13 protein-coding genes and 1 tRNA gene are annotated in these 23,928 nt (G+C 62.4%); 9 read left to right on the top strand and 5 right to left on the bottom strand.

Annotated elements, in window-relative coordinates; genetic code table 11:
* Positions 1-21: 21 nt before the first annotated feature.
* Complete coding sequence (locus tag PT282_RS00545) at positions 22-1,932, bottom strand: S1C family serine protease (protein WP_277167649.1); 1,911 nt, start codon at positions 1,930-1,932, stop codon at positions 22-24.
* Between the two features lie 349 nt (positions 1,933-2,281).
* On the opposite strand from PT282_RS00545, the gene tgt reads away from it, so the two are divergent.
* From tgt to PT282_RS00530, 3 genes are all read left to right on the top strand, one after another.
* A complete protein-coding gene (gene tgt / locus PT282_RS00540) occupies positions 2,282-3,748 on the top strand; it encodes a tRNA guanosine(34) transglycosylase Tgt (protein WP_277167648.1) in 1,467 nt (488 codons plus the stop codon).
* A 555-nt stretch (positions 3,749-4,303) separates the two neighbouring features.
* The gene (locus PT282_RS00535) at positions 4,304-5,179 is read left to right on the top strand and encodes a nitroreductase family protein (RefSeq protein ID WP_277167647.1); all 876 of its coding nucleotides are present in this window, start codon (positions 4,304-4,306) and stop codon (positions 5,177-5,179) included.
* A 543-nt stretch (positions 5,180-5,722) separates the two neighbouring features.
* Positions 5,723-5,808 (top strand) — tRNA-Leu (locus tag PT282_RS00530).
* A gap of 152 nt (positions 5,809-5,960) precedes the next feature.
* Here the strand turns inward: PT282_RS00530 and PT282_RS00525 are convergent.
* Positions 5,961-6,536 (bottom strand): TIGR00730 family Rossman fold protein, encoded by a 576-nt coding sequence (locus PT282_RS00525; RefSeq protein ID WP_277167645.1) that lies wholly within the window; start codon positions 6,534-6,536, stop codon positions 5,961-5,963.
* Between the two features lie 873 nt (positions 6,537-7,409).
* On the opposite strand from PT282_RS00525, the gene PT282_RS00520 reads away from it, so the two are divergent.
* The gene (locus PT282_RS00520) at positions 7,410-8,417 is read left to right on the top strand and encodes a ketopantoate reductase family protein (RefSeq protein WP_277167644.1); all 1,008 of its coding nucleotides are present in this window, start codon (positions 7,410-7,412) and stop codon (positions 8,415-8,417) included.
* Between the two features lie 349 nt (positions 8,418-8,766).
* A complete protein-coding gene (locus PT282_RS00515) occupies positions 8,767-9,684 on the top strand; it encodes an Abi family protein (RefSeq protein ID WP_277167643.1) in 918 nt (305 codons plus the stop codon).
* Between the two features lie 136 nt (positions 9,685-9,820).
* Here PT282_RS00515 and PT282_RS00510 read toward each other — a convergent pair whose 3' ends face one another.
* From PT282_RS00510 to PT282_RS00500, 3 genes are all read right to left on the bottom strand, one after another.
* On the bottom strand, positions 9,821-11,032 hold the full coding sequence (locus PT282_RS00510) for a MalY/PatB family protein (RefSeq protein ID WP_277167641.1): 1,212 nt from the start codon (positions 11,030-11,032) through the stop codon (positions 9,821-9,823).
* A 293-nt stretch (positions 11,033-11,325) separates the two neighbouring features.
* On the bottom strand, positions 11,326-12,723 hold the full coding sequence (locus PT282_RS00505; RefSeq protein WP_277167640.1) for an alpha/beta fold hydrolase: 1,398 nt from the start codon (positions 12,721-12,723) through the stop codon (positions 11,326-11,328).
* A gap of 682 nt (positions 12,724-13,405) precedes the next feature.
* A complete protein-coding gene (locus PT282_RS00500) occupies positions 13,406-16,102 on the bottom strand; it encodes a prolyl oligopeptidase family serine peptidase (RefSeq protein ID WP_277167639.1) in 2,697 nt (898 codons plus the stop codon).
* Positions 16,103-16,347: 245 nt separating this feature from the next.
* Here PT282_RS00500 and PT282_RS00495 point away from each other — a divergent pair, with 245 nt between their 5' ends.
* From PT282_RS00495 to PT282_RS00480, 4 genes are all read left to right on the top strand, one after another.
* Positions 16,348-19,092 (top strand): PASTA domain-containing protein, encoded by a 2,745-nt coding sequence (locus PT282_RS00495; RefSeq protein ID WP_277167638.1) that lies wholly within the window; start codon positions 16,348-16,350, stop codon positions 19,090-19,092.
* 385 nt (positions 19,093-19,477) lie between these two features.
* Positions 19,478-22,096 carry a zinc-ribbon domain-containing protein gene (locus tag PT282_RS00490; RefSeq protein WP_277167636.1) on the top strand — a complete coding sequence of 873 codons (2,619 nt, stop codon included), beginning with the start codon at positions 19,478-19,480 and terminating at the stop codon, positions 22,094-22,096.
* A 217-nt stretch (positions 22,097-22,313) separates the two neighbouring features.
* Complete coding sequence (locus tag PT282_RS00485) at positions 22,314-23,015, top strand: DUF3662 and FHA domain-containing protein (protein WP_277167635.1); 702 nt, start codon at positions 22,314-22,316, stop codon at positions 23,013-23,015.
* A gap of 27 nt (positions 23,016-23,042) precedes the next feature.
* Positions 23,043-23,603: an FHA domain-containing protein gene (locus PT282_RS00480; protein ID WP_277167634.1), complete on the top strand. Its 561-nt coding sequence runs from the start codon at positions 23,043-23,045 to the stop codon at positions 23,601-23,603.
* The last annotated feature ends 325 nt before the right edge of the window (positions 23,604-23,928 follow it).

Below are 23,928 nucleotides of genomic sequence, written 5' to 3'. Positions count from 1 at the left end.
CCGAACCAAGGCCGAACCGGTTTACCAGAGGCCGAAGGGGTCGAAGAGACCGCCGCCGTCACCGCCGGAGCCATTGCCGCCGTCACTCTGGCCGCCGTCGCTCTGCCCGTCCTTCTTCTGCGATTCGGAGCGGTTGGAGCCCTTGACCTGTGTCTCCTCCTGGTTGAGCGTGACGTCGACGTCCATGGTGTGGCCGCCGCGCACGATGGTGAGGGTCACCTTGTCGCCCAGGGACGAGGCGCGCACGTAGCCAAGCAACGCGGAGCTGCTGCCGACCGCCTTGCCGTTGAAGGCCACGACGGTGTCGTCCGCCTTCAGGCCCGCCTTGTCGGCCGGGCTGCCCTTGACGACCGCGGACCCGCCGTTGGAGGAGGTGATCTGCGCGCCGCCGCGGGTGATGCCGTCGGATTGTGCGGTGGCGTTCTTGATGGTCACGCCCAGCATCGCGTGCTTGACGGAGCCCTTGGTCACGATCTCGTCGGTGATGCGCTTGACGAGGTCGGAGGGGATCGCGAAGCCGATGCCGATGGAGCCGGACTGGCCCTGCGCCGAGGAGGCGGAGGCGATCGAGGAGTTGATGCCGATGACCTGACCGGCCGCGTCGAAGGTCGGGCCGCCGGAGTTGCCGGGGTTGATGGCCGCGTCGATCTGCACCGCGTTGGTCACGATCTCGGAATTGTTGTCGTCCATCACCGAGACGGGGCGGTTGAGCGCCGAGACGATGCCGGTGGTGGCGGTGTCGTCGTAGCCGAGCGGGTTGCCGACGGCCATCACGTTCTCGCCGACCGCAAGCTTGTCGGAATCGGCGAAGGAGACGGCCTTGAGGTCGCTCGGCGCGTTGTTGATCTTGATGACCGCCAGATCGGTGGTGGTGTCGGCACCCACGACGTCGGCGTTGTAGATCTGCCCGTTGGAGAGCGTGACCTGGATGGTCTTGCCGCCGGAGATCACGTGGTTGTTGGTGACGATGTGGCCCTGGTTGTCGATCACCGCGCCGGAGCCCTTGGCCACGCCCTGGCTCACCTGGGTCTGGATGGAGACCACGGAGTCGGAGACCTGCTTGGAGACGCTCGCCCAGTCGGGGGCCTGGCCACCCTTGACGTTGGCGGTGCCGGAGCCGGACTTGTTGGAGGCGATGCCCGACATCGAGCTCGACGCGGGAACGTTGATCCAGCCGCGGGAAACACCCACGAAGCCGACCACCATGACCAGCACCGCGGAGATCACGGCCGCCACCACCGCGGTGACGACGGTGCGGTGGGCCGCGAGCCAGCCCGTGGCGGCGCTGCCGTTGCCACGGTTGTTGGCGCCGTTACCGCCGTTGAAGTTGCCGTTGGTGCCGTTGCCGTTGCCCATGTCGCCCCAGCCATACGGAGGCTGGCCGCCGAAGCCGTCCCGCGGGGCATCGTGGTATTCGTAGCCGTTAGCGCCGTTTTCGGAGGCCTGGCCTTCGCCTGCGGGGTTCTGGTCGGCCGGGTTCGCGGCGCTACCGTAACCGCTACCGGCGTTGCCATAGCCGTTGCCGTTGCCCGCGGGCGCGGAGCCGAGGCCGTCGAAGATGCCGTTCCACGACATGCCCTGCGACATGCGCTGCGAGTCGCTGAGGTTCTGGGTATCACCGTTCATCCCGTTGACGTTGGTGCCGTCGGTGTTATCGGCATCGCCGTTCTGCACCGGCTGCGACGGAGCGTACGCGCCATACTGCGGAGCGGGGCGATAGGGCCCGTCGTCCACGTCATCCTTCGCAATGGGCTCGGTCGGCGCCGCACCGATGTTCGTGGTCGGATTGGTGTTGGCAGAGGCCTCGTCCGCCTTGCGTTCGCCGAGATCGCGCGCCGGCTGGCCCCCGACGGCGTCCGGCGCACCCTGCGCCCCGTCCTCAAAGCGAGCCGGCCGATCGCCGCTCTGCTCACTCCTGTTGTCTTCAGCCATTGCTGCTCCTTCGTGTTTCCGGATGGCACGCCGTGCCGGCATCCGCCGTCTCATCGGACTCGCATCCGTGAACTGCTAATAACGAGTAAAGATAGCCGTTCTGGAAGGTTCCTGAATGTTTCGTGAAAGGACGTTCCAAAATCCAGCATCATCTCCCGCGTTGAGCACGAAAATCCATATGGCACAATACTTTACTAACTCCCATGAACCATTGCCGGACATTGCGGACGGCCCGGCACGCTTCGCCTAAGGTGAACCCACGGCCGGTTTCGCCGGACGCACAAACCGAGGGACGACGCGAGCGCCGGAACCACGGCCATACCACGGAACGAATATGATGGATAGCAATATGAACGACCAAGACCTCACCACCGCATTCAAGCCGACCGCGACGAACGGCGACGCCGGGCAACCAGCCGGCGCCGAACCCTATCCCAACGAGACGTCAGAGGCGACCCGTTTCGCTCTGGTGAACTCGCGGCAGGACGGCACGGCCGACTATCTGGCAGCGAGCGCCTCCGGGCTGCTCGAGCATCCACTCGGTGCCGAACCCGGCAAGCCCGGCGACCGCGGCAGGTTCTATTTCGAGCAGAAGACCCGACTTGCTGATTCCGCAGACGGACTGGGGCGCGGTGGGGCACGATACGGCCGCACCGGCGTCATCCACACCCCGCACGGTGACATCAAGACCCCCGCTTTCGTGCCCGTCGCCACGCAGGCGGCGATGAAGGGCGTGCTGCCCGAAACGATGAAATCGCTCGGCGCGCAATGCCTGCTTTCCAACGCGTTCCACTTGTTTGAACGCCCCGGCGAGGCGATCATCGACGAGGCCGGCGGGCTGGCGCGCTTCGAGAACTGGGACGGGCCGACCTTCACCGATTCCGGCGGCTTCCAGGTGCTCTCGCTCGGCGCTGGGTTCAAGAAGACGCTGGCGATGGACGTCACCGGCATGAAGTCCGACGACGTGATCGCCCCCGGCCGCGAGCGCAAGGCGTTCGTCGACGAGGACGGGGTGACCTTCAAGTCGCCGCTCAACGGGTCTCGCCATCGGTTCAGCGCCGAGATCTCGATGGGTATCCAGCACCAGATCGGCGCCGACATCATGTTCGCCTTCGACGAGCTCACGACGCTGATGAACACGCGCGGTTACCAGGAGCGGTCCATCGAGCGCACGTTCCGTTGGGCCCGTCGCTGCGTCGACGAGCACCAGCGGCTTACACAGGCGCGTGTCGGCAAGCCGTATCAGGCGCTTTACGGCGTCGTGCAGGGCGCGAACTACGAGGACCTGCGGCGGCGCGCGGCCTCCGAGATCGCCTCGCTCAACTTTGACGGCGTGGGCATCGGCGGCGCGATCGAGAAGCGCGTCATCGGCAACACCTGCGCGTGGATCTGCGACGAGATGCCGGAATCGCGGCCACGCCACGTTTTGGGCATCGCGGCCGTCGACGACATCTTCGCATGTGTGGAGAACGGCGGCGACACCTTCGACTGCGTGGCCCCAGCCCGCTGCGCCCGCAACGGCGCCATCTACACGCGCGACGGCCGATACAACATCAAACGCGCCGCCAACAAGCGCGACTTCGGGCCGCTCGAAGAGGGCTGCGACTGCTATACGTGCACGCACTACTCGCGCGCCTACGTCGACCACCTGCTGCGCGCCCACGAGATCAACGGCGCGACGCTCGCGACCATCCACAACGAGCGCTTCTTCATCCGGCTCCTGGACGACATCCGCGCCTCAATCGACGGCGACTACTTCGAGGACTTCCGCGACGAGACCCTGGCCCGCTACTATGCCCACGGCTCCAAGGGCTGAGGCAGCGCAGGCAGCGTCGCACCAAGCCCCCCCCATCTGGCCGCCTTAACGCGACCAAAAGCACGTTTATCGCCCGTTTTTCGTGCTTTTCGTCGCATCCGCCAATTCATTGCGACCAAAAGCACGTTTCTGGGCTGATTTTCATGCTTTTCGTCGCATTGCCTGACTTGGCACATGACGCGACCCGAGGGTTCCCACGCAGAGTCCCATCTCCCGGTGAAGAAACCGCACCTAACAGCTTGCCACATCCCGTTTCCTCACCGATCACACGAATACTGTCAAGAAACGGAATCTGACGGCCCGGCACATCCCGTTTCCTCACTGGAAACTAGAGAAACAGTGACAAAACCGGCCACCATATCCACAGCCATGCTGAGCTAGCCTCTCTGCATCCGCAGCCATGCTGCAACGGCCACCACCATGCGGCCCGCAATCCACACCTGCTGCATTGTGTACAATTCGTCACATTTAGCGCGCGCAGACGCGCACGAACGGCGTGACGCACGTCACGGTTCAGTATGATGGAACCGATCACCAATGACGGGCGGGAGCACGATGGATCTTAACGAGGCGATGGAGCGGCGGCATTCCGTGCGCATGTATAGCGACGAACCGGTCAGCCAAAATCTGCTCAACGATATCGCCGTCGAAGTCAAGCGCTGCAACGCCGCGTCCGATCTGCACTTCCAGATGGCCGCCGGGCTCGACGACGCCTTCTGCGGACACAAGACCCATTACGGCCGCTTCACCGGTGTGCATAACGCCATCGCCTTAGTGGCGAAGATCAACGAGCCCTACGACCTGCACCCAAAGAAGAAACCGGCAGACGTCAACTCCGCCGAAATCGCCGACCCGGTTCCCGCCGCCGAAGCCGCGACCGAGGAGAAGGTGGGATACTACGGCGAACAGCTGGCGCTGACATTGGTTGGGTTGGGGCTGGACTGCTCGTGGGCCGTGCTCGACGACGCTTCGAACGGTTGGTGGGAGCTAGATTCCGGCGAGCGCATGGTGTGGGTCATCGCGTTCGGCCACGCGGCGCGAGCCGGCGCCAAGCACCACAGCAAGCCGCTCGATTCGTTGTGCGCATTGCCCGCGAACCTCGGGAAGAACGGCGAAGCCCCAACGCTCGACGATGCGCCCGAATGGTTCCAGCGTGGTATCGAGGCGGCCTCGCTCGCGCCGACCTCGCTGAGCCAGCAACCCTTCCGTTTCACTCTAGAAAGTGGCCAGACCGATTCACATGGAGCCGCCGTTGCCGCCGAACGAGCAAATTCCCAATGCGCAACGGATGACCTTGAACCCTCCGAAGGCGAGCCGCTGCCCCATGTCAGCGCGTGCGCCACGCCCGGCCTCTTCGCCCACGTCGGCCTGGGCTGCGCCAAGCGCCACTTCGAGATCGGCGCCGGTACCGGCAACTTCGAGTGGGCCTGACAGCCGAACACACATAGACGCCCATGGAGCCTGCGTCGAAAAGCAGATTCCGTGGGCATGTTTTCTGCTTTTCGACGCTATCCGCCATCGTCCCGCGTTCAAAAGCAGGATTTCGCCGCCACGGTTCTGCTTTTCGACGCGCACATCATCTCGCTGCGTTCAAAAGCAAGGTTCTTGCGCCCTGTTTCTGCTTTTCGACGTAGGCACTGGCATAGCTCCGGCTTATCTCTCACCAACTCCCGGTCGCTGCGATGAAAATCAGCGGAATCAGCAGAATTCCTTGAGTTTGCTTGCATATTTGATTGAGCATGCGACCAAAAGCACGTTTCCCGCCCCATTTTCGCGCTTTTCGTCGCATCCGCCAATTTAGGGCGAGCAAAAGCACGTTCCCAGGCCAATTTTCGTGCTTTTGGTCGCAGCGACGACCGGGGTGCACCCGCAGGTCTACCAGTTCCTTTCGGCCGCGACCAAGCGCTGGGCAACACGCAGCGCGGGCATCCTCTTGCGCTCGTCGCAACCTCACGGTAACCTTACTATTTGTCTGCGAGTATGGCGGAATGGTAGACGCGCTGTCTTCAGGTGGCAGTGAGCGAATGCTCGTGGGGGTTCAACTCCCCCTACTCGCACCAGATTTCAAACTCCCGGAAACGTTGGATCACCAAGTTTCCGGGAGTTTTGAGTTTCGGAGGCAGACGGTCTCGCCCACAGATTGCCCGCCAGCTGCCAAACGGTATGCGGCTAAACCTTCACTTCACCCACCGCACCTTAGCCCATCCGTCAATCACTTGCGCTCGGGGAAGGTGCGGATTTGTGGGGGCTGGTAGGTGGCGGCGAAGCGGGTGATCTCGTCGACCGAATCGGTGACCAGCAGCTTCGCGCGGTCAGTGGCAGTGAGGAAACCGGCCGAGACCATGCCGTCGAACATCTGCGCGAGCGGCCGCCAGTAGCCGTCGAGGTCGAAGAGCACGCAGGGCTTAGCGTTGAGCCCGATGCGCGCCCACGAGAACGCCTCCGCGATCTCCTCGAGCGTGCCGGGGCCGCCCGGGAAGGCGATGAGCACGTCACCCAGCTCCATCATGCGGCGTTTGCGCTCGTCCATGTCGTCGACGACCTCCATCGTGGTGAGACCCTCCGCGGCGGCGTTGCGGTCGATGAGCATCTGCGGCATGATGCCGTGGACCTTGCCGCCGCCATCGAGCACCGCCTGCGCCACGACGCCCATCAGCCCGACGCCGCCACCGCCATAGACCAGCTCGCCGTCGTCAAGCCCGGCGATCCACTTGCCAAGCTGCGCAGCCGCAGCCGCGTACTTCGGATCGTTGCCGCTCGCCGCGCCACAATACATCGTGATCTTCATGTGTTGTCCCCTCTTTCGCCTGTCGCCAATCGCTGTCGACGCCGCTATCGTTTCCGGTTGATTTCAGTCAATTATAGGGGCTATTCGCGAGCGCCGACCCCTGCCGTGCCGCTCAGTGGGAACAGCAACGAGCCGGCTCGCATATCCGATGGAAGAAACCGTCACATCGGCCTGCGGTGGCGTCCGGCAAAACTGCCACAAGCCAGAGGCTTCCGGCAGCACCATGCCAAATATCGAAACGCAGCAATACCGGGATAGCGGATACCGAACCATATGCCATCGATATCGTCGAACCCGTCTCCGAACCAAGACGAATCCGCATCGCGCCATCCCTCACTGACAAGAACAATGCCAATGTCGCCATTACCGGGACAGCCGTCAAACCCAACAATCTCGTCACCCGGCCAAACTCTCAACCCCGCCAACCACCAACCTCCAAACCTCGTCAAACCCCACCAAACCGCCAACCTGCAAAACCTCCCCAAACCATCAACCCCCACGTTTCGCGCTTATCCACCTCACCATCCTCTGCTAGGCAATTAAAATCGGAATAGCCAATTTTTCGTCCACGATATGAAATTGGACACCTTGGCCGGAAAAGTATCACGCATACTTCGTATACCGATGACGGCGCAGGACAGCTCCAGACGCAAAGTCAGGGCGGTCCGAGCGGCCGGAGAGACTCGAGCGATCGGATCAATCAGACCACTCGAATCGCCCCGCACGAGCCGAACGGACTGAACGGACCGGGCGAACCAAACGGACCGGACGAACCAAGCAATCAGGGCGACCAGAGCAACCAGCGCCGCGCATCGTCACCAGCCGCCGCGGCCGCAAAGCCGCAAGCGGAGGCGAGAGAAGAGGAGTAACGATATGAAGTACGGAATCATCGGCGCCGGGGCCATGGGCCTGCGATACGGCGTGCTGCTGCAGGAGAAGGCCGGCAAGGAAGTGGAGTACGTCGAGCCGTGGCAGCCCAACGTCGACAAGATTCGCGAGCAGGGCGGTGCCTACGTCTCGCGCGACCACGAGAACCGCCACCTGGTGAAGGCCGACATCTACTCCCCCGAGGACTACGGCGAGAAGCTGCGCCGGGAGGGCGGCGACCCCGACGTCTGGATCATCATGCTCAAGCAGATGCAACTTGAGGACGCGCTCAAACGCTGCGCCGACGCGGGCATCTTCAAGGACCACCAGGTCGTCTTCTCCGCGATGAACGGCTGGGGCCACTTCGACAAGATCCTCAACTACTTCCCCAAGGAGCGCATCTACGGCGGCACCGCGATGGTCGCGTCCGTCTTCAACGGCCCCGGCGACGTCGACTTCATCGGCAAGCCCGGCGCCGGCACCATGCACATCTGCGCGATGACCGAGGAGATCACCGACATCGAGAAGGAGATGGTCGCCGACCTCGACAAGACCGGCTTCAACCCGCAGGTCACGCAGAACTTCCGCGGCACCTGCCTGGCGAAGGTCATCTTCAACTCCGTGATCAACTCGCTGTGCACGATGTACGAGATCACGATGGGGCAGTTCATCTCCTACCCCGGCGCGATGGACATGGCGCGGCAGCTGATCAACGAGGCCTACGACGCGCTCGAACGCGACGGTTTCAAGCCGATCCAGGACCGCGAGGCCGCCGTGCAGGAAGTCGATTACGTCAGCCGCGTCGCCAACCCGCTGCACTATCCGTCGATGTACCAGGACATGCACAACGGCCGCAAGACCGAGGTGGACTACATCAACGGCTACATCGCCGAGGTCGGGCGCAGGGTCGACAGCCCGTGCCGCACGCAGGAGTTCCTGCGCCACTGCCTGCACATCGCCGAGCTCGCCTTCCAGATCCACAAGAAGGAAGCCGCCGAGGCCGGCTCGAAGTAGCTGATGCGATGATGTAGATAAACGGTGGCGAAGCAGATAGCGTCGCTTCCAGTGACGAGAAGGGACCTTGAAACTCTCTAGGTCCCTTTTCTTAACGGCTCCACCACTTTCAGCGAGGAAAGCGCACCTTGGCCGCACTCAGATGCGGTTTCGCAACAGCTCCCGTACATCTAGTGCCCAAAACATTACCATCACACTAGATGTACGGAAAGTCGTGATTTGCCTCCGTGCTGCGGAGTTTGTTATACTGTAGATAACAGCACCCACCCAAGGCTAGTTGCAGAATGTTCGTTCGGAATGTTCGGTAATCCTAAAATGCGGTGGGTCAAGTTTTACTTACAAGGCAACGATGACCACCATACCGAATAAGCCATTCAAAACGACGGACGAACTTGTCACTTTATTGTGCGACGTCCGCGGGCTTTCGTGCGGGCACCGCGATGAGCTTCTCAGGTTTCTTCAAAACAACAACTATTACCGCTTCACAGGCTACTCCCGCCAATGGCAAATAGATCCGCGCCAGCACAATGACAGGTTCACCGATGACGCCTCATTCGAAACAGTAAGTTCAATCATGGCGCTTGACCATAGTCTGCGTCAACTGTTGTTTGAGCAATCAAGTCATGTAGAGATGGCGATTCGCACCCGTTACGCACACGCCATGGGTGAAGCCTACGGCGAGTATGCCTTTTACCTCAACAACGACTTATACAATCCGATTCGATATCCGAACGGGGAAACAGCCGACATTCCCATGGAAATCGCAAAAGAGCTTAACCGTTCGAAAAGCAAGATGATCGCACACTACCGCAGCTCTGAAGCGCATCAAAATCTGTGCGATGATTTTACCAACTTACCAATCTGGGTTGCCGTCGAGGTCCTTTCTTTCGGCAAAGTGTCGAAAATCATCAAAAACTTCTCAGACTTCGAACCAGCCAAATCCGTCGCCACGGAACTCAATATCCAATGGGCTCCATTCACCGATGTTCTCCATTCGCTGTGCGTCCTTCGAAACATGTGCGCCCACCATAGTCAGCTCTGGCACCGTCGCCTTGACATCGCATGCGCCGTGCCTAAGAAAATCAAACACAGACTGAGCAAATCAGGAATATCGTTCGATTCGAAAAGCGTATTCGCCGCCATAATAATGCTGAATGAATACAGAGGGAAAATTGACGGAGACACCGGGACCGCTAAGACAATCAACAAACTCATCAGTTCCAATAAAACATTCAGCGAGGGAATCCTGCATCCACAACCGAAATAACACATCCGATTCCGCCAGCCTCAGCGCCGAGTAGCTAACACCAGGGGCGCCTACCGCGATAACCTGCGGCAGACGCCCCTTTTTGACTACACAATCAGTTGGGCTGACAAACAGCGCCCAAAATGGCGATGAGCCCTCAGTCGATGAAGACGTACTTGTTCAGTCGCTGCATCGCCTCCTGGATGCGCGTCAGTGGCAGGGCGAGGTTCATGCGGATGGCGCACGGGGCCTTGAACTGACGGCCATCCTGCACGGCGACGCCGACGTTCCAGGCGCGCTTCAAGACCTCGTCGAGCGTGACGCCGTGGGCCTCGCACCAGCCGGAGCAGTCGAGGAAGAGCATGTAGGTGCCCTGCGGGTCGGCGAACTCGACACCCTTGAAATGCGAGCGGATATAGTTCGAGGCGTACCGCACGTTGCCGGTGAGCACGTGCCGCAGCTGGTCGAGCCAGTCGTGGCCCTCGGGCTTGTAGGCGCCGATGAGCGCGTGCATGGAGAGCACGTTCATCTCGTTGTAGACCACCTTCGAGCTCTTGGCGACGACGCGGTCGCGCAGGGTCTTGTTGTAGATGATGTGGTACGAGCCGATGAGGCCGGCGAGGTTGAAGGTCTTGCTCGGCGCGTAGAGCGCGACGGTGCGGTTGCGCGCATCCTCACTGACCGACTGGGTCGGGATGTGCTTGTGGCCCTCGAGGATGATGTCGGACCAGATCTCGTCGGAGATGACCACGCAGTCGTTGGCGCGGTAGACCTCCATCGCCTTCTCGATCTCCCAGCGCTCCCAGACGCGGCCGCAGGGGTTGTGCGGGCTGCAGAAGACGGCGACGTGGATGTTGTTCTCCCTGAGCTTGCGGTCCATGTCGTCGAAGTCCATGCGCCAGACGCCCTCCTCGTCGCGCTTGAGCGGCGTGTGGACGATATGGAAGCCGTTGGATTCGATGGAACCGGTGAAGCCCACGTAGGTCGGCTGGTGCACCAGAACCGAGTCGCCGGGCGCCGCGAAGCACGAGATCGCGGAGATGAGCCCGCCGAGCACGCCGTTCTCGTAGCCGATGGCCTCCTTGGTGAGGCCCTCGACGCCGTTGCGGGTCTTCTGCCAGTCGATGATGGAATCGAAATAGTCGTCCGTGGGCGCGAAATAGCCGAACGCCGGGTGCTTCGCGCGCTCGATGATGGCGTCGGTGATCGTGGGGACGGTGGCGAAGTTCATGTCCGCGATCCACATCGGGATGACGTCGTAGCCGTACTTGGGCGGTTCCGGCGCGAAACCGGGCTGCGTGCCGAGCCCGTCCACCGCGATGGCGTCCTTGCCGTGCCGGTCCATAATCGACGTGAAATCGTACTTCATGATCGTTCTCCATTCCCCAACGTTTCGGGCATCTCCATCGTATGCCCAAACCGCGGCGGGACACGGCCGGATTCCACCACCAGCGTCGGCCGTATCCACCAGTCCCGCGGCGTCGCCCATAGTCGGTCGGCCAACCCAACCGGCACGTTTCCGCCATAAACGAGCCGCTCAGCAGCGGTCAGCGGCCTGTTTATGGCGGAATTATAATTTTGCGCCATAAATGGGCCGATGAGCAGCAGTCAGAGGCTTATTTATGGCGCAAACGGATTATGGCACCGGCTGGCCTGCGCGGCTCACTCGGCGTCGGCGACCATTTCGTCGACGGACTCGGCGTAGAAGTCGATGATGCGCTCGACGTAGGGGCCAAGCACAGCGTTGGGCATACTGAAAATCTCGTGGACGGCGGGCTCGACGCGCTCCAGGACCACGTCGCCGCTTTCGAGGCGGACGCGGTCGACGAAACGGTTCTGCGCCGCGTTGTGCACCCACGTGTCGCGCCCGGCCTGGAAGAGCAGGATCGGGGTATCGATGCGCGAACAGGCCTCGCGCCACAGGATCGCGCGCGACATCCTGAGCGCCTGGTTGACCCAGCCGAACGTGGCGGCGTTGGTCTGGTAGTGCCGATCGTGCAGGCGGCGCTCGAAATACCAGCGCACACGAGACTGCTGCGCGCCCTCGTAGCCCTTGAGTCTCATGGTCGGCGAGAACTCGGACTGCCCGGGCGCGCGGCGACGCGAAAGCCCGACGGCGCCGGCGAGCGCGGTGGCGGGGCCGGCGATGGCGTTGGGCATGCCGGTGATCGGCTCGATCATGGGCGAGGAAAGCACGGCGCGGTCGAAGAGCATCGGGTAGCATTCGAGCGCCGCGGCCCCGATGCCGCCACCCATCGAATGGGCGTAGAGGTGCATCGATTCATCGCCCGCATACTGTCGGCCGACGGTTCGCGCAAACTTGGCCAAATCGGCGACATACCGCCGCCAATCGTCGATCCAGACCAGCGAGGGATTGTCGACATCGCGCACCGAATAGCCGTGGCCACGATGCTCCAGGATGCAGACGGAATAGCCGGCGAGCAGGAAGTACCACGTCATCTCGGCGTGCTTGGCGGCGAACTCAGTGAAGCCGAACGAGAAGACGATGGAACCGCGGAACTTCGCGCTGGCGCCGGGCACGTTCAGGCTGTCGAACCGGTGCGCGTCGAAGCAGACATAGTGCAGGTCGCCGGGCGTCGGCGGCGCGGGCAGCGACGAGATGCCGAACAGGGTGTTGTTCGTGAGCGGCGCAGGTTGCCCGTCATTAATCCCGATGCCGGTGCCGATGCCAGGTTCGCAAACTCCGGCCCCTGTGCCTTCCATACCGGCACCAGCCTTCGCGTTCTTTATACCGACATGAGCGGCGTCGCCATCACCATCGGCACTCGCGCTGTCAAAAGAAGCGCGACCGGCATCAGGGCGACCGACGTTGGCATCGTTCGCCGATTCCGCATTGGCTTCATCAGCGATGCCTGAATCGCCGGCGGCGCGCTCAACGTCTTTCGCCCCATCGGCGGGTGCCGAATTGGAAACAACGTCGTCATCGGCCACGCCGGCGGGCGCCATCCATCCCTCGACCCGGCACTTGGCGAGCGCCGGCAGCACGGTCTCGCGCATGGCCTCGTCGTAATGGTCCTCGTCAATCAGCGGTATCCTCATACGGCTAGTCTATCGGCTCCACAGGCACATGCCGCGGAGTCATCGCGCGACGTGTTCGTTCCGATATCATTCCGGCTTCATTCCGACTCCGTCTTGGCTCCACCCCGGCCTCATCTTGGCTCCACCCGCCCCCGTTTCCGAAGCCACACAGCCACCATTCCTCCGCCTAAGTCAGGATTATCGAACTTGCTAAGTCATGATTATCGAGAGCTCTAAGTCATGATTTGCAGGATTTCTAAGTCAGGATTTTCACGCCCTCTAAGTCATGATTTGTTCACGTTCTAGCTAAAACCCGACAAGCGGCAAAAGGAGGCACAGTTGAATTCAACGTATTTTGGCCTATAACCCAGTATCCAAATCGGCATCACACGAAACCCGCTGACTCGATATTGCTGGATCAATCGACCAGCATCGGAAAACAACTAAGGACGAATTCCAGCGAAGAGTAATCAGGAGCCCGGTTATACCTAAGGTGACTAAGTCGCCGACGGCATGAAGCCAACTTCCAATATAACCAGGCTCTCGATATCTCCTAGCATATAAGGACTCTTCTATTATTCACAATTTCTGGTTAATTCCACTGACGACAAAACCCTAAGCAGATATCAACGCCGGCATCGGCCTCGACCCGTCAGACGGACAGGCGGAAGTCGATGCCATTGCGTAATGACCACTCTGCCGCTCAGCGCTCGATGCCCAGCGCGTCGTAGAGGAAGTCGCGCTGGAGGGTGAGCAGGTTCTCGGCGACCTTGGGGTCGTTGGTCATGTGGGTGATGCCGGTGAGCGGCAGGTAGGTGTGGGGGCGGCCGGCCTCCATCAGCGCCTTCGAGAGCCGCAGCGAGTGGGCGATGGTGACGTTGTCGTCGGCGAAACCGTGGATGAACATCAGCGGGCGGCGCAGCTTGGGCGCGTCGGCGATGATGGAGTTGCGCTCGTAGACCGCCGGGTCGAGGCCCAGGTAGCGCTCGGTGTAATGGGTGTCGTAGAGCGTCCAGTCGGTGGGCGGCGCGCCGGCGCAACCCGCGCGGAAGACGTCGGGCGCGTCGAGGACGGCGAGCGCCGAGAGGAAGCCGCCGAAGGACCAGCCGATCATCACCACACGGTCGAGGTCGGCCTCGGGGGCGACCTGCGGCAGCGCGCGCACGGCCTCCACCTGGTCGTCGAGCGAGACGTACTTCATGTCCTCGAACATCTCGCGGTCCCACTTCGGGCCGCGCCCGGTGGTGCCGCGGTTGTCGGCGGTGACCACGATGAAGCCCTGGTCGGCCCACCACTGGGCCTCCCAATAGTTGGACTGCGAGAAGACGACCTGCTGGAATCCGGGGCCGCCGTAGGGCTTCATGAGTACCGGCAGTTTGACCGCGCCCGCGAACCGGCTCGAGGCGCTGGGGCGGATGATCGCGGTGAACATGCGGTGCTCGCCCAGGCGCACGAACTCGATGTTCGGTGCGAATCCGGGGGTTTCGGCGTGGCTGGCGATGGCGGTTTCCGTCACGTAGCCGGAGTCGTTTGCCAGTACGTTGGCAGCATCGACTTTCCCGTCTTGGTTGGCGGGTTTATTCCCAACGAGGTTGCTCTCCGACCCGTCAGCGGCCGCGGAACCGTCAGCATGCGCCATATCGGCTTCGCCATTCCCAGCCACAGGAGCCGCAGCCGAAGCGCGCATCGCATGCACCATCACGGCGTCGGCATGCTCCATGTCGTGGCCGGAGACGACGATGCCGTCGCCCGCGCGATTGGCCGTCCACACGCCGGGCGCAGCGGTGACCGGGGTGATATGGCCGTCGAAATCAATAGTGATCACGTCGTAGCTGCGGGCGTCGTGCAGGGTCTCGTCGCCGCGCCAGGCCGCCGGGACCTCGGGCTTCGAACCGCGTTCGGAGGCGATCTCCATGGCCGGGCGGAGGGAATCGGCAGAGGCACCGGCCGCTGAACCCGCGCCGCTGGCCTCGCCTTGACCGGCAGCTGCGCCCTTCGCCGAGTCCGAAACCTCATGCGGCGTGCGCTGCACCACCACGAGCACGTTCTCGTCGCCGACGTCCAGCACTTCGCGCACCTGCCAGTCGACGGGCGTGAACGCCTTGCCGTCGACGGTCAGCCGGTTGGTGTCGGTGTCCATGTCGTTCAGGGCGCAGACCAGCCGCCCGTCCGGTGTGAAGGCCGGGGTGCCGAGCACGAGGTCGATCCACTGGTCGTTGGCATGCTCCTCGAGCACGCGGGTGCGCCCGTCGGGCTGGACCTGAAGCACCTGGTCGCGCGTCTGGCGGCGGTTCTGCACCAGCACCAGCGGCTCGTGGCCGGCCTTCCAGCTCACCGCGGCCACGTATTCGTAGTCGTCGCGCTTCCAGAACACGTTCTGCACGTCGCCGCCCGCGTAACGCCCGCCGCGCGCCTCGTCGAACTCGAGGTGGGCCAGCATCAGCCGGGTGATGGCGTTCTTGGTGAGCGCCCGCGCGTAACGTCTGCCGGCCGCGGGCTGGTCGGGATGGGCGGGATTGCTGATGTACCACATCGGCTCGGGCGAGCTGTCGTAGGTCTCGAAGATGAGCCCACGCGAATCGGGCGCCCACCAGAAGCCGTCGTAGCGGTCCATCTCCTCGCCGGCCACGAATTCGGCCAGGCCGATCTTCAGCGTGCCGGTCGGGTCGTTGCCGATGCTCCACACCGTGCTGAGCCGGTCGCCGGAAGCGTTGGTCTCGTTGACGTCACTGGCCGCGCCGGCCTCCTCGGCCTCGGCGGCGCAGGTGTGCGGGTGGGCATGGGCATGGCCGTGCGAACCTGCCGGAGCGACCGTCTCGCCGCCCTCACCCTCGCCCCAATCGGCGAGGTCCACCATCACCAGGCGGGTGCCGGTCGTGTAGACGATGTGCGCGCCGTCCGGCGAGATGCGCGGGTTGAGCACCGGCAGCCACTTGTTTCCAGCGCCGTCGCCGTTGTCCTTATTATCGCCGCCGCCAATCGCGATCTGCCGAGTGCGGGCGCCGTCGCCATCCCCGTCGATCTCGCTGACGAAAAGTTGTCCGTTGATGGTGAATGCGACGCGCTTGCCTGCCGCGTCCACGGAATACGAGACGATGCCCTGCCCGCCTTCGCGCGCACGCTCGCGCCGCGCCAGCTCCGCCGCCGGCACGTCCTCGTTGTCGGCGTCGGCCAGCAGCTCGCGCGGGTCGGCCAACAGCACCTCGCGATGCGAGCCGTCGGGTGCGATGACGCTCATCCACAGCGAAGTGACCAAGTCCTCCGCGCCGTCCGAACGCAGGAACAGCGCCCGCGACCCGTCGCCGATCGCCCGCGCCGCCCTGGGCGCACCGCCCGTGAAGCGCAACGAGCGTGCCCGGCGCGCCGGGAATTCCGCAATCTTCTTTGCCTGCTGATCCATATCGCTCTTTTCCGAACCGTTCATGGTTCCAGCATACAAAAGCCAATGGAGACTGCGGGCGGCGTCCCGGGCGCGCCATCGCCTTGGCCGGCCGGCGCCGGAAACGCATACCTTGACGCATATCCGGCCGCATGCATATTCCGCATGAATAACCCTTATATATAAGGTATGGCCATCCCCGTGATTCCCGCGCCGCACGGACAAAACCTGCGTGATACAGTGATTGCATATTCATACATCTGAGCATGCAAGAGGAAGAGACGATGAGGTTCTGCACCAACTGTGGCAAACAACTCGATGACGATGCGCAATTCTGCACCGGCTGCGGCGCCAAGACCGACGTTGCGGAGGGTAACGCCCCGGCCCCGCAAACGGCGGCCATGCCACCGGTTCCGATGCCCGGCAACAGCTCTGCCGGCGCCGCACCGACTCCGTCGCCCATGACTCCGGACTCCGCTTTCACGGCCACGTCCACGTCCGCTGGCCAGACCATGCCCGCGGCCCCCGACACCGTGCCGCTCCCCTCTTCCGCGACTCCCGCGCCGAATGTAACAAGCGAGCCCAACGAACAGACGGCATCAGCCGCACCAACCGAGTCGGCGGCAGCCCTCCCGGACGCCGGCCCGGAGACCAAGGCCATGCCCGCTTTCGCGGATCAAGCCACGCCCCGCACGACCCATTCGTCGCAGACCGTCCATGCGGACCAGTCGCCGCTTCCTTCAACGGATTCGCTTCCCGGCGCGCCCGCGTTCATTCCCGGCAGCGCGAACGGCGCAGGCTCCGCAACCGGATCGGCCACCGCCAACCCGCACGGCCTCGCCGCGGCGTTCGCCCCGCGCAACAGGAAGATCCTGACCATCATCGTCGCGGCCGTGGTCGCCGTCATCGTCGTCGTCTCGGCGGCCGCGTTCGGCACCTACAAGGCAGGCGTCTGGGGCCAGAAGGCCGTGCCAGACCCGTCCAGCCTCGGCATCCACAAGTCCAAGAAGACCCATGCCTACTCGGCCAAGGACGTTGAGAAATCCCTGCACAGCCAGGGCTTCAAGACCACCACCAAACCGACCTTCTCCGGCCAGCCCAAGGGCACGTTCGTCAACTACGGCAGCGTACGGTCCGGCCAGCGCACCAGCGTGCGCAACGACATCACCATCATCTCCTCGCGCGGCCCGGGCGTACCCCACGGCACCTGCGGCCAGCCGGTGCAGAACATCAACGAGAACATCGAGAGCATGAACGTGGCGGTGCACTATTACAAGGTCATCGTCAACGACAGCAGCATCAAGGAAGGCACCGTCGTCGCCACCTCGCCCGCCGACGGCCAGCCCGTCACCGACAGCGACAAGGGCATCGACGTCGGGGTCGCGGAGCATGCCGGCGACGACGCCAAGGGCGTGGGCTACGACGTGATCGGCACCGACAAAGACAAGGCGCAGAGCCAGTACCAGGACGCCGGCTTCAACGTCACCATGCGCGCCCGCTTCTCCTCCAAGAAGATGCTCGGCAAGATCGTCGACTCCAACCCCAAGCCGGGCAGCGAGGCCGACGGCGGCGACCTCACCCTCTACTACGGCATCGACGCCAGCGGGTTCAACGACGCGGTCAGCGCGAAGGCAGTCTTTGGGCCGAATTCCGACACATCCGGCACCGACGGCGAGGTCCTCGGCGCCGCGGCACCAGTGGAGGGCGAATACTGCAACAACACCGGCAAGTGCATCACCCTTGACGATAGCATCCACGCCACGCCTGCGCCACCATATGATCATGGCGTCTTCAGCTCGGAACATCCGGAACAGCAAGATAACCGATACGGCGATCTTCGAGACCAACTCCTGTTCTGCCCCGCCGGGCAGCAAGCATATTGCAGCGCAAACTCCAAGGAAGAACAAATTCAAAACGGACTTTACGGCAAGAATCTAGGCGCCTTCGAGCTGACGCCATTCGATACCGTCTTTAGTTACACGTGCGGCGACAAGGACGTGCCTTACACGGGCTCCGGCCCCGCCATCTGCGTGAACGGCAACAGCGACACGGACGGCGTGGACCTCGATAACCCACCGTCCATGACCGGCGCAAGCTACACCATGGGCCTGCTCTACACCTACTTCCCGGTGGGTGCCGACGTGCAGAAGGTGGTCGATTCCGGCTACTTCGACAAGGGCGAGGTGGCTAAGGCCGCACAGCAGAAGGCCGTGGACACCTCGCGGCCGTTCTTCATCCGCCGCGACCCCTCGCTCTACGACAAGACCAAGGTCGATATCTCCGACCTCTCGGATCCCAACCCGTTCTCACCGTTCGGCCTTGCCGACGGGAAGAGCACCATGGACCCAGTGAAACCGGCGCCCAGCGACGACACTGCTTATTATCTGGTCGACCAGCCTCAGCTCGATTGGAGCCAGCTCACCGAGTTCACCCTCTCGAAGGACGGCAAGACCAGCTCCACCAAGCCCACCAAGGACGCCAGCCCAGACCAGATCACCGCCGCAGTCGGCAAAGGCGACTTCTCCACCATCGCCGGCAAGTACTGCACGAACGACGGCGATTGCATCCAGCTCGACAAGAAGGGCTCCATGACCTATTCAGGCAAGCCGGCCGCCGGCCTGGACCATTCCCCCAGTCAGCTGCAGCTTGTGGATTCTGAGGGATGGAGCGACCAAGCCCACAACCACAATCCAAACTCCCCATATATCAATCTCATGGGCCCAGATTCGGAATACTCCTGCCCAGGCATGACCGGGAAAGCCTGCGAAGACTACACTCCTATGTCCGATATCGTATGGCCAAACGACCTGATCTACGTCTTCAAAAACGCGGACACCTCATGCTTCTCCGCAACGGATGCGTCAGCCGCGGCATGCAATCCCGGCTTCGGTGACGATGAGGTTTATGGCCCCCAGCCGCCCGCTCCCACCGATCGGCCGTACCTCTACGCCATGAACTGGAAGCACAATGACACCCCGTCGGTCAATGGCGTCTTCTACCTGGTGAAGTGAGGAGAACGCTCGCACTTTGGGGCTGATGCCAAACCCGTTTCGCCGGGATTCCGACGATCCGGAGTTCGTATCGGCTTCAAAGTGCGGGCGCGGCGCACACCCAAACCGGGGCATTTACAATCAGAACCCGGAATTCCAGGCCTCAATTTTCAATTCCCCCACTTTGGGTGTGCCGACCGCGCACACGCCAACCGCCGATTCACCGATCGGCCGCTGAAAATTGAATGCCATCACCTGGCAACGAAGCCTTCCACTGGGCAACATACAGAGAAAGTTCCAGTTAACCTAGCAGTAATGCAGTAATGTGGAAAGTATCGACGGCGATTCACCGACGTTTTGCCCTAGAGACTCTCCAAGAGAGAAGAATAAGCGAGGAAGAGCGATCATGAGATTCTGCACCAACTGCGGCAACAAGCTCGATGATGACGCACGGTTCTGCACGGCCTGTGGTGCCGCGCAGCCCGCCTCCAACGGCAATGCCTCCAACGCCACAGACGCGCAAGCCAACCAAGGCACCGTTCCGCCGATTCCTCTGCCCGGTAACGCCGGAAACGCGAGCGTACACGCCGACGACGGACAAACAGCGCATCGTCTAACACCCGCAATTCCTCCGGTCCCACAGCCCGCACCCGGTCTCGCAAACCGGTCATCCATAACAACCGCACAGCCTGCGCTGCCATCACCTGGTAGCGCAGGCCAGCCATCCTCACAGTCAGCGCCATCCTCCACCGCGAGCCCATCCGCCAATACCACCTCCAGCGCAGCCGCCACCAACGCGCCGGCGTTCATCCCCGCAGCGCCGGCAACCGCAACCGCAACCTCACGCATATCAGGCCAGCCAAGCGCGGCGACCGCGACCCAAAAACTCACCAAGAAGCGCTTCATATTCCTCGTCGCGGCCATCGTCGCCGTCGCGCTCGTCGCGGGTCTGACCGCCTTCGGCACCCACAAAGCCGGGCTCTGGGGTGGCAAGACCCTGCCATCACCGTCCAGCCTCGGCATCCACAAATCCAAGAAGACCCATGCCTACTCGGCCAAGGACGTGGAGCAGTCACTGCACAACCAGGGCTTCGAGACCACCACCAAGCCGGCCTTCTCCGGCCAGCCCAAAGGCACGTTCCTCCACTACGACCATGCGCGATCTGGCACCCGCTACAACTCACGACGAAACCCCATCACCATCGTCGCCTCGCGGGGCCCCGGCGTGCCAGCCGGCACCAGCGGCCAACCCGTGCAAAACGTGACCAACAGCCTCGAATCGATGGGCGTTTCGGTGCATTATCACAAAGTGATCACCGACACGAGCAAGACCAGGGAAGGCACCGTCCTCACCACTTATCCCTCGGACGGGCAGGCAGTCACCGACACCGGAACCGGCATCAACGTCGGCGTCGCGACTTCAGGCGACGGCGTCGATTACAGCGTCGTGGGCCAAGACAAGGACCAGGCCAAGCAGCAGTACACGGATAAAGGTTTCCATGTCTGGATGGCACCGCGCTTCTCGTCCAAGAAGATGCTCAACAAAATCGTGGATTCCCAGCCCAAACCCGGCAGCCCGGTCACCGGCGGCGACCTCATGCTTTTCTACGGCATCGACGCCAGCGGTATGGACAAGGCGGTGCAAGGCGACAAGGATAATTATTCCGTTTATGCAACAGCCGCTCCCGTAGGCGGAACATATTGCACCAAGGCCGGCACGTGCATCAATCTGGACGAGACAGTCAGTTTGTCTTCTTCCTCTTACGCCGATTCAACAGATAATGATCCTTGGTTTCCCATCGCAAGTCAGGTGAAAAGCTCCGAGGGCACAAACAGCGACAGCGCAGACGCCACTGGTCTGGGCCACGATTTGCTCTTCTGCCACAACGGCGGCGACCCCGGCTGCAACTCGCGAGCGCGCAAGGACAAGTACGGCACAAACAACGAGCTCTATTACCAAGACTACGGGGCCTTCGAACTGATGGACTCGAGCATCAACCAGATAACCTGCGGCACCAGCGCCGTCGCCCGCTGGGATCCGACGGGAATCTGCGTGGGTGGGCAACTGACCGAGAGGAATCCCTACGATCTAGACCCGAAGATGTCCGGCGCGTCCTACGAAATGCGCACCCATTACGTCTACTTCCCCGTCGGCTCGAACGTCAAGGGCGTGGTCGATTCCGGTTACTTCGACAAGGCCTACGTCGACAAAGCCAAGAAACAGAAGGCCGTCGACACCTCGCGCCCGTTCTTCATCCGTCGCGACAAGAGCCTTTACAAGACCACCAAGGTCGACGTGCCGAGTCTCAACACCCTCAACCCATTCGTCCCGGAGAACGGCGGCGAGCACAGCGAGGGCAGCAAACCCGTCCCCACTAGGCCCGCGCCCAGTGACGAGACCGCTTATTATCTCGTCGACCAACCGCAGCTCGACTGGAACCGATTGCCCGAGTTCACGCTTACAAAAAGCAGCAAGAGCTCAGACTCATCCAAGCCAACCAACGACGCCAGTCCGGACCAAATCACCGCTGCGGTCGACAAGGGCGATTTCTCCATCATCGCCGGCAAATACTGTACCGATGACGGCGATTGCATCCAACTCGATAAGAAGGGGATGCTGACAGGAATGCGAGGGTCGGACCATCCAGACAGCCAATTGCATCTCGCCGGCTCTACGGAAATAGGAGGCGCCGAGGCACGCAACTCCGTGCCCAACTCCTCATATCTCAGTCTCAATGGGCCCGACAGCGATTATCGATGTGCAGCGGGAACGGGAGAACAGACCTGTAGAGACGCCATCGACGCAGAGATGCAAAAGCCCGTGTATATGATGTACGTCTTCAAAAACTCCGACACCTCCGGCTGGTACACCACCGACGGAAAACCAACAATCCCCAACCCCTGCTTCGGCCCAGAAGATACGCCAACGATCCCGGCGAAAACCGACCGCCCTTATCTGTATCAGCTGGCCTATCGTATGAATATGGCACCGGATGAGAGCCGTGTCTATTACCTGGTGAAGTGAGGAGGGCGCACACACTAACTCGAGATATAAAAAACGACCCCTTGGAAACATTGGGGTCGTTTTTTAATTGTCGAGTTAGTGTGTGCGAGTTTTTCGATTCCCACCCCACAATCACCCCGCAATCACACCACAATGAAGAAATTGCACGGATTTAGACCGATTTCACCCCGGGTTCACTGTGCCGCGTAGGATAGTGAGCGATAAGAAAGGGGCTACTATGAGCGTTCTCGACCGTTTCGAAAAGAACCTGGAAGGAGCCGTGAACGGCGTCTTCTCGAAGTTCGGCTCAAAAGACCTGCAGCCGGTCGACCTCTCCAGCGCGCTCGAACGCGAGATCGATTCGGAGGCCATGCCCGTGGGGCGTGAGCGAACCGTCGCCCCCAACGAATACCGCTTCAAGCTGAGCACTCCCGACTTCGACCGCATCGAGCAGTGGGGCAGCGAGACCCTGGCCAACGAGCTCGCCGACAATCTCACGCAGTACGCCAAGAGCCAGCACTACGCGTTCGTGGGCCCCGTCGTCGTCATCTTCGAGGAGGACCTGGGCCTGAGCAAGGGCAACTTCAAGCTCACCAGCGAGTCCGTGCAGGGCAACGCCGTGCCGGTGACCACCGACGAGCAGTCGCAGGATTGCCCGATGCTCGAGATCAACGGCAACCAGTACCTGCTGACCAAGGAGAAGACCGTCGTCGGCCGCGGCTCCGGCTGCGACATCGTCATCGACGACCCGGGCATCTCGCGCAACCACCTCGAAATCGACATCACCGCCAACGGCACCATCGCACGCGACCTCGGCTCCACCAACGGCACCTACGTGGAGGGGCACCAGGTCCCCGCCGCCACGCTGCTCGACGGCAACACGATCACCATCGGCCGCACCCGCATCCTGTATTGGGCCTCGTCGCAGGATCAGGAGTAGCGGCTCTCGCGAAAGCCAACACATCGTATGATCACCGAACTTACCTTTGCGATCCTCAAGTACGGGTTCCTCGTGCTGCTGTGGGTCTTCGTGTGGCTCGTGGTGCGTTCCCTGCGCCAGGACGTCAAGACCCTGAGCCCGCACAAGTCCCGCGCGCACCGCAAAAGCGCCCGTAAGGCACGTCGCGCCGTCGAGGCAGCGCCCGCGCCCGCGATGGCCAACGCGCCCGTCTCGGCAGGTGGCCGGCGGCGCGGTGCGGGTTCGCAAATGGGAGGTCCGCAGCTGGGCCACGTCAATCCGACGCTGCTGACCATCATCGACGGTCCGCTCGCCGGCTCGTCGGTGCCGCTGGGCAACGGCACGATCACCCTTGGCCGCTCGTCGTCGAACACCGTGGTGCTTGACGACGAATTCGTCTCTTCGCAGCACGCCCGCGTCTATGAGGATCCGACGTCCGGCTCGTGGGCGATCGAGGATCTCGGCAGCACCAACGGCACCATCGTCAATCACCGTCGCATCACCGCCCCGGTCATCCTGCAGGCCAGGGTGCCGGTCCGCATCGGCGCCACGACGTTCGAATTGAGATGATCCGCATGAAAGGAACCTCGCGAATCACGACTTCAGATCCCCACGATCCCAGGACTTCCCAAGACCTTTCCGACCTCGCCGCCTCCAGCGCCAGCGCGGCGACGGGTTCCGGGCATGGCGCCGGCCGCGGCGACGGCTACCAGAACGGTCAAGGCGACCAGCACGGCGAAAACGCATCGGGCACCATGACGCCTCCGCCTCCTTCGGCCGAGGACCTCAGGCATGCCGATGCCTCGCGCCACAACGATTCCGAGACCAATGAGACCGGCGAGACCGCTGAGAGGACTAGGGCCACAAAGGCTTCCGGCACTTCCGGCAAATCCGA

Source organism: Bifidobacterium sp. ESL0763 (assembly GCF_029433395.1).
Classification (GTDB): domain Bacteria; phylum Actinomycetota; class Actinomycetes; order Actinomycetales; family Bifidobacteriaceae; genus Bifidobacterium.
This window is presented reverse-complemented; position numbering and strand designations above follow the sequence as displayed.

What these genes read in the sequence shown, in the direction of transcription:
- PT282_RS00545 (WP_277167649.1), bottom strand. Translation starts at nt 1,932, where the DNA reads ATGGCTGAAGACAACAGGAGTGAGCAGAGCGGCGATCGGCCGGCTCGC.
- tgt (WP_277167648.1), top strand. Translation starts at nt 2,282, where the DNA reads ATGAACGACCAAGACCTCACCACCGCATTCAAGCCGACCGCGACGAAC.
- PT282_RS00535 (WP_277167647.1), top strand. Translation starts at nt 4,304, where the DNA reads ATGGATCTTAACGAGGCGATGGAGCGGCGGCATTCCGTGCGCATGTAT.
- PT282_RS00525 (WP_277167645.1), bottom strand. Translation starts at nt 6,536, where the DNA reads ATGAAGATCACGATGTATTGTGGCGCGGCGAGCGGCAACGATCCGAAG.
- PT282_RS00520 (WP_277167644.1), top strand. Translation starts at nt 7,410, where the DNA reads ATGAAGTACGGAATCATCGGCGCCGGGGCCATGGGCCTGCGATACGGC.
- PT282_RS00515 (WP_277167643.1), top strand. Translation starts at nt 8,767, where the DNA reads ATGACCACCATACCGAATAAGCCATTCAAAACGACGGACGAACTTGTC.
- PT282_RS00510 (WP_277167641.1), bottom strand. Translation starts at nt 11,032, where the DNA reads ATGAAGTACGATTTCACGTCGATTATGGACCGGCACGGCAAGGACGCC.
- PT282_RS00505 (WP_277167640.1), bottom strand. Translation starts at nt 12,723, where the DNA reads ATGAGGATACCGCTGATTGACGAGGACCATTACGACGAGGCCATGCGC.
- PT282_RS00500 (WP_277167639.1), bottom strand. Translation starts at nt 16,102, where the DNA reads ATGGATCAGCAGGCAAAGAAGATTGCGGAATTCCCGGCGCGCCGGGCA.
- PT282_RS00495 (WP_277167638.1), top strand. Translation starts at nt 16,348, where the DNA reads ATGCAAGAGGAAGAGACGATGAGGTTCTGCACCAACTGTGGCAAACAA.
- PT282_RS00490 (WP_277167636.1), top strand. Translation starts at nt 19,478, where the DNA reads ATGAGATTCTGCACCAACTGCGGCAACAAGCTCGATGATGACGCACGG.
- PT282_RS00485 (WP_277167635.1), top strand. Translation starts at nt 22,314, where the DNA reads ATGAGCGTTCTCGACCGTTTCGAAAAGAACCTGGAAGGAGCCGTGAAC.
- PT282_RS00480 (WP_277167634.1), top strand. Translation starts at nt 23,043, where the DNA reads ATGATCACCGAACTTACCTTTGCGATCCTCAAGTACGGGTTCCTCGTG.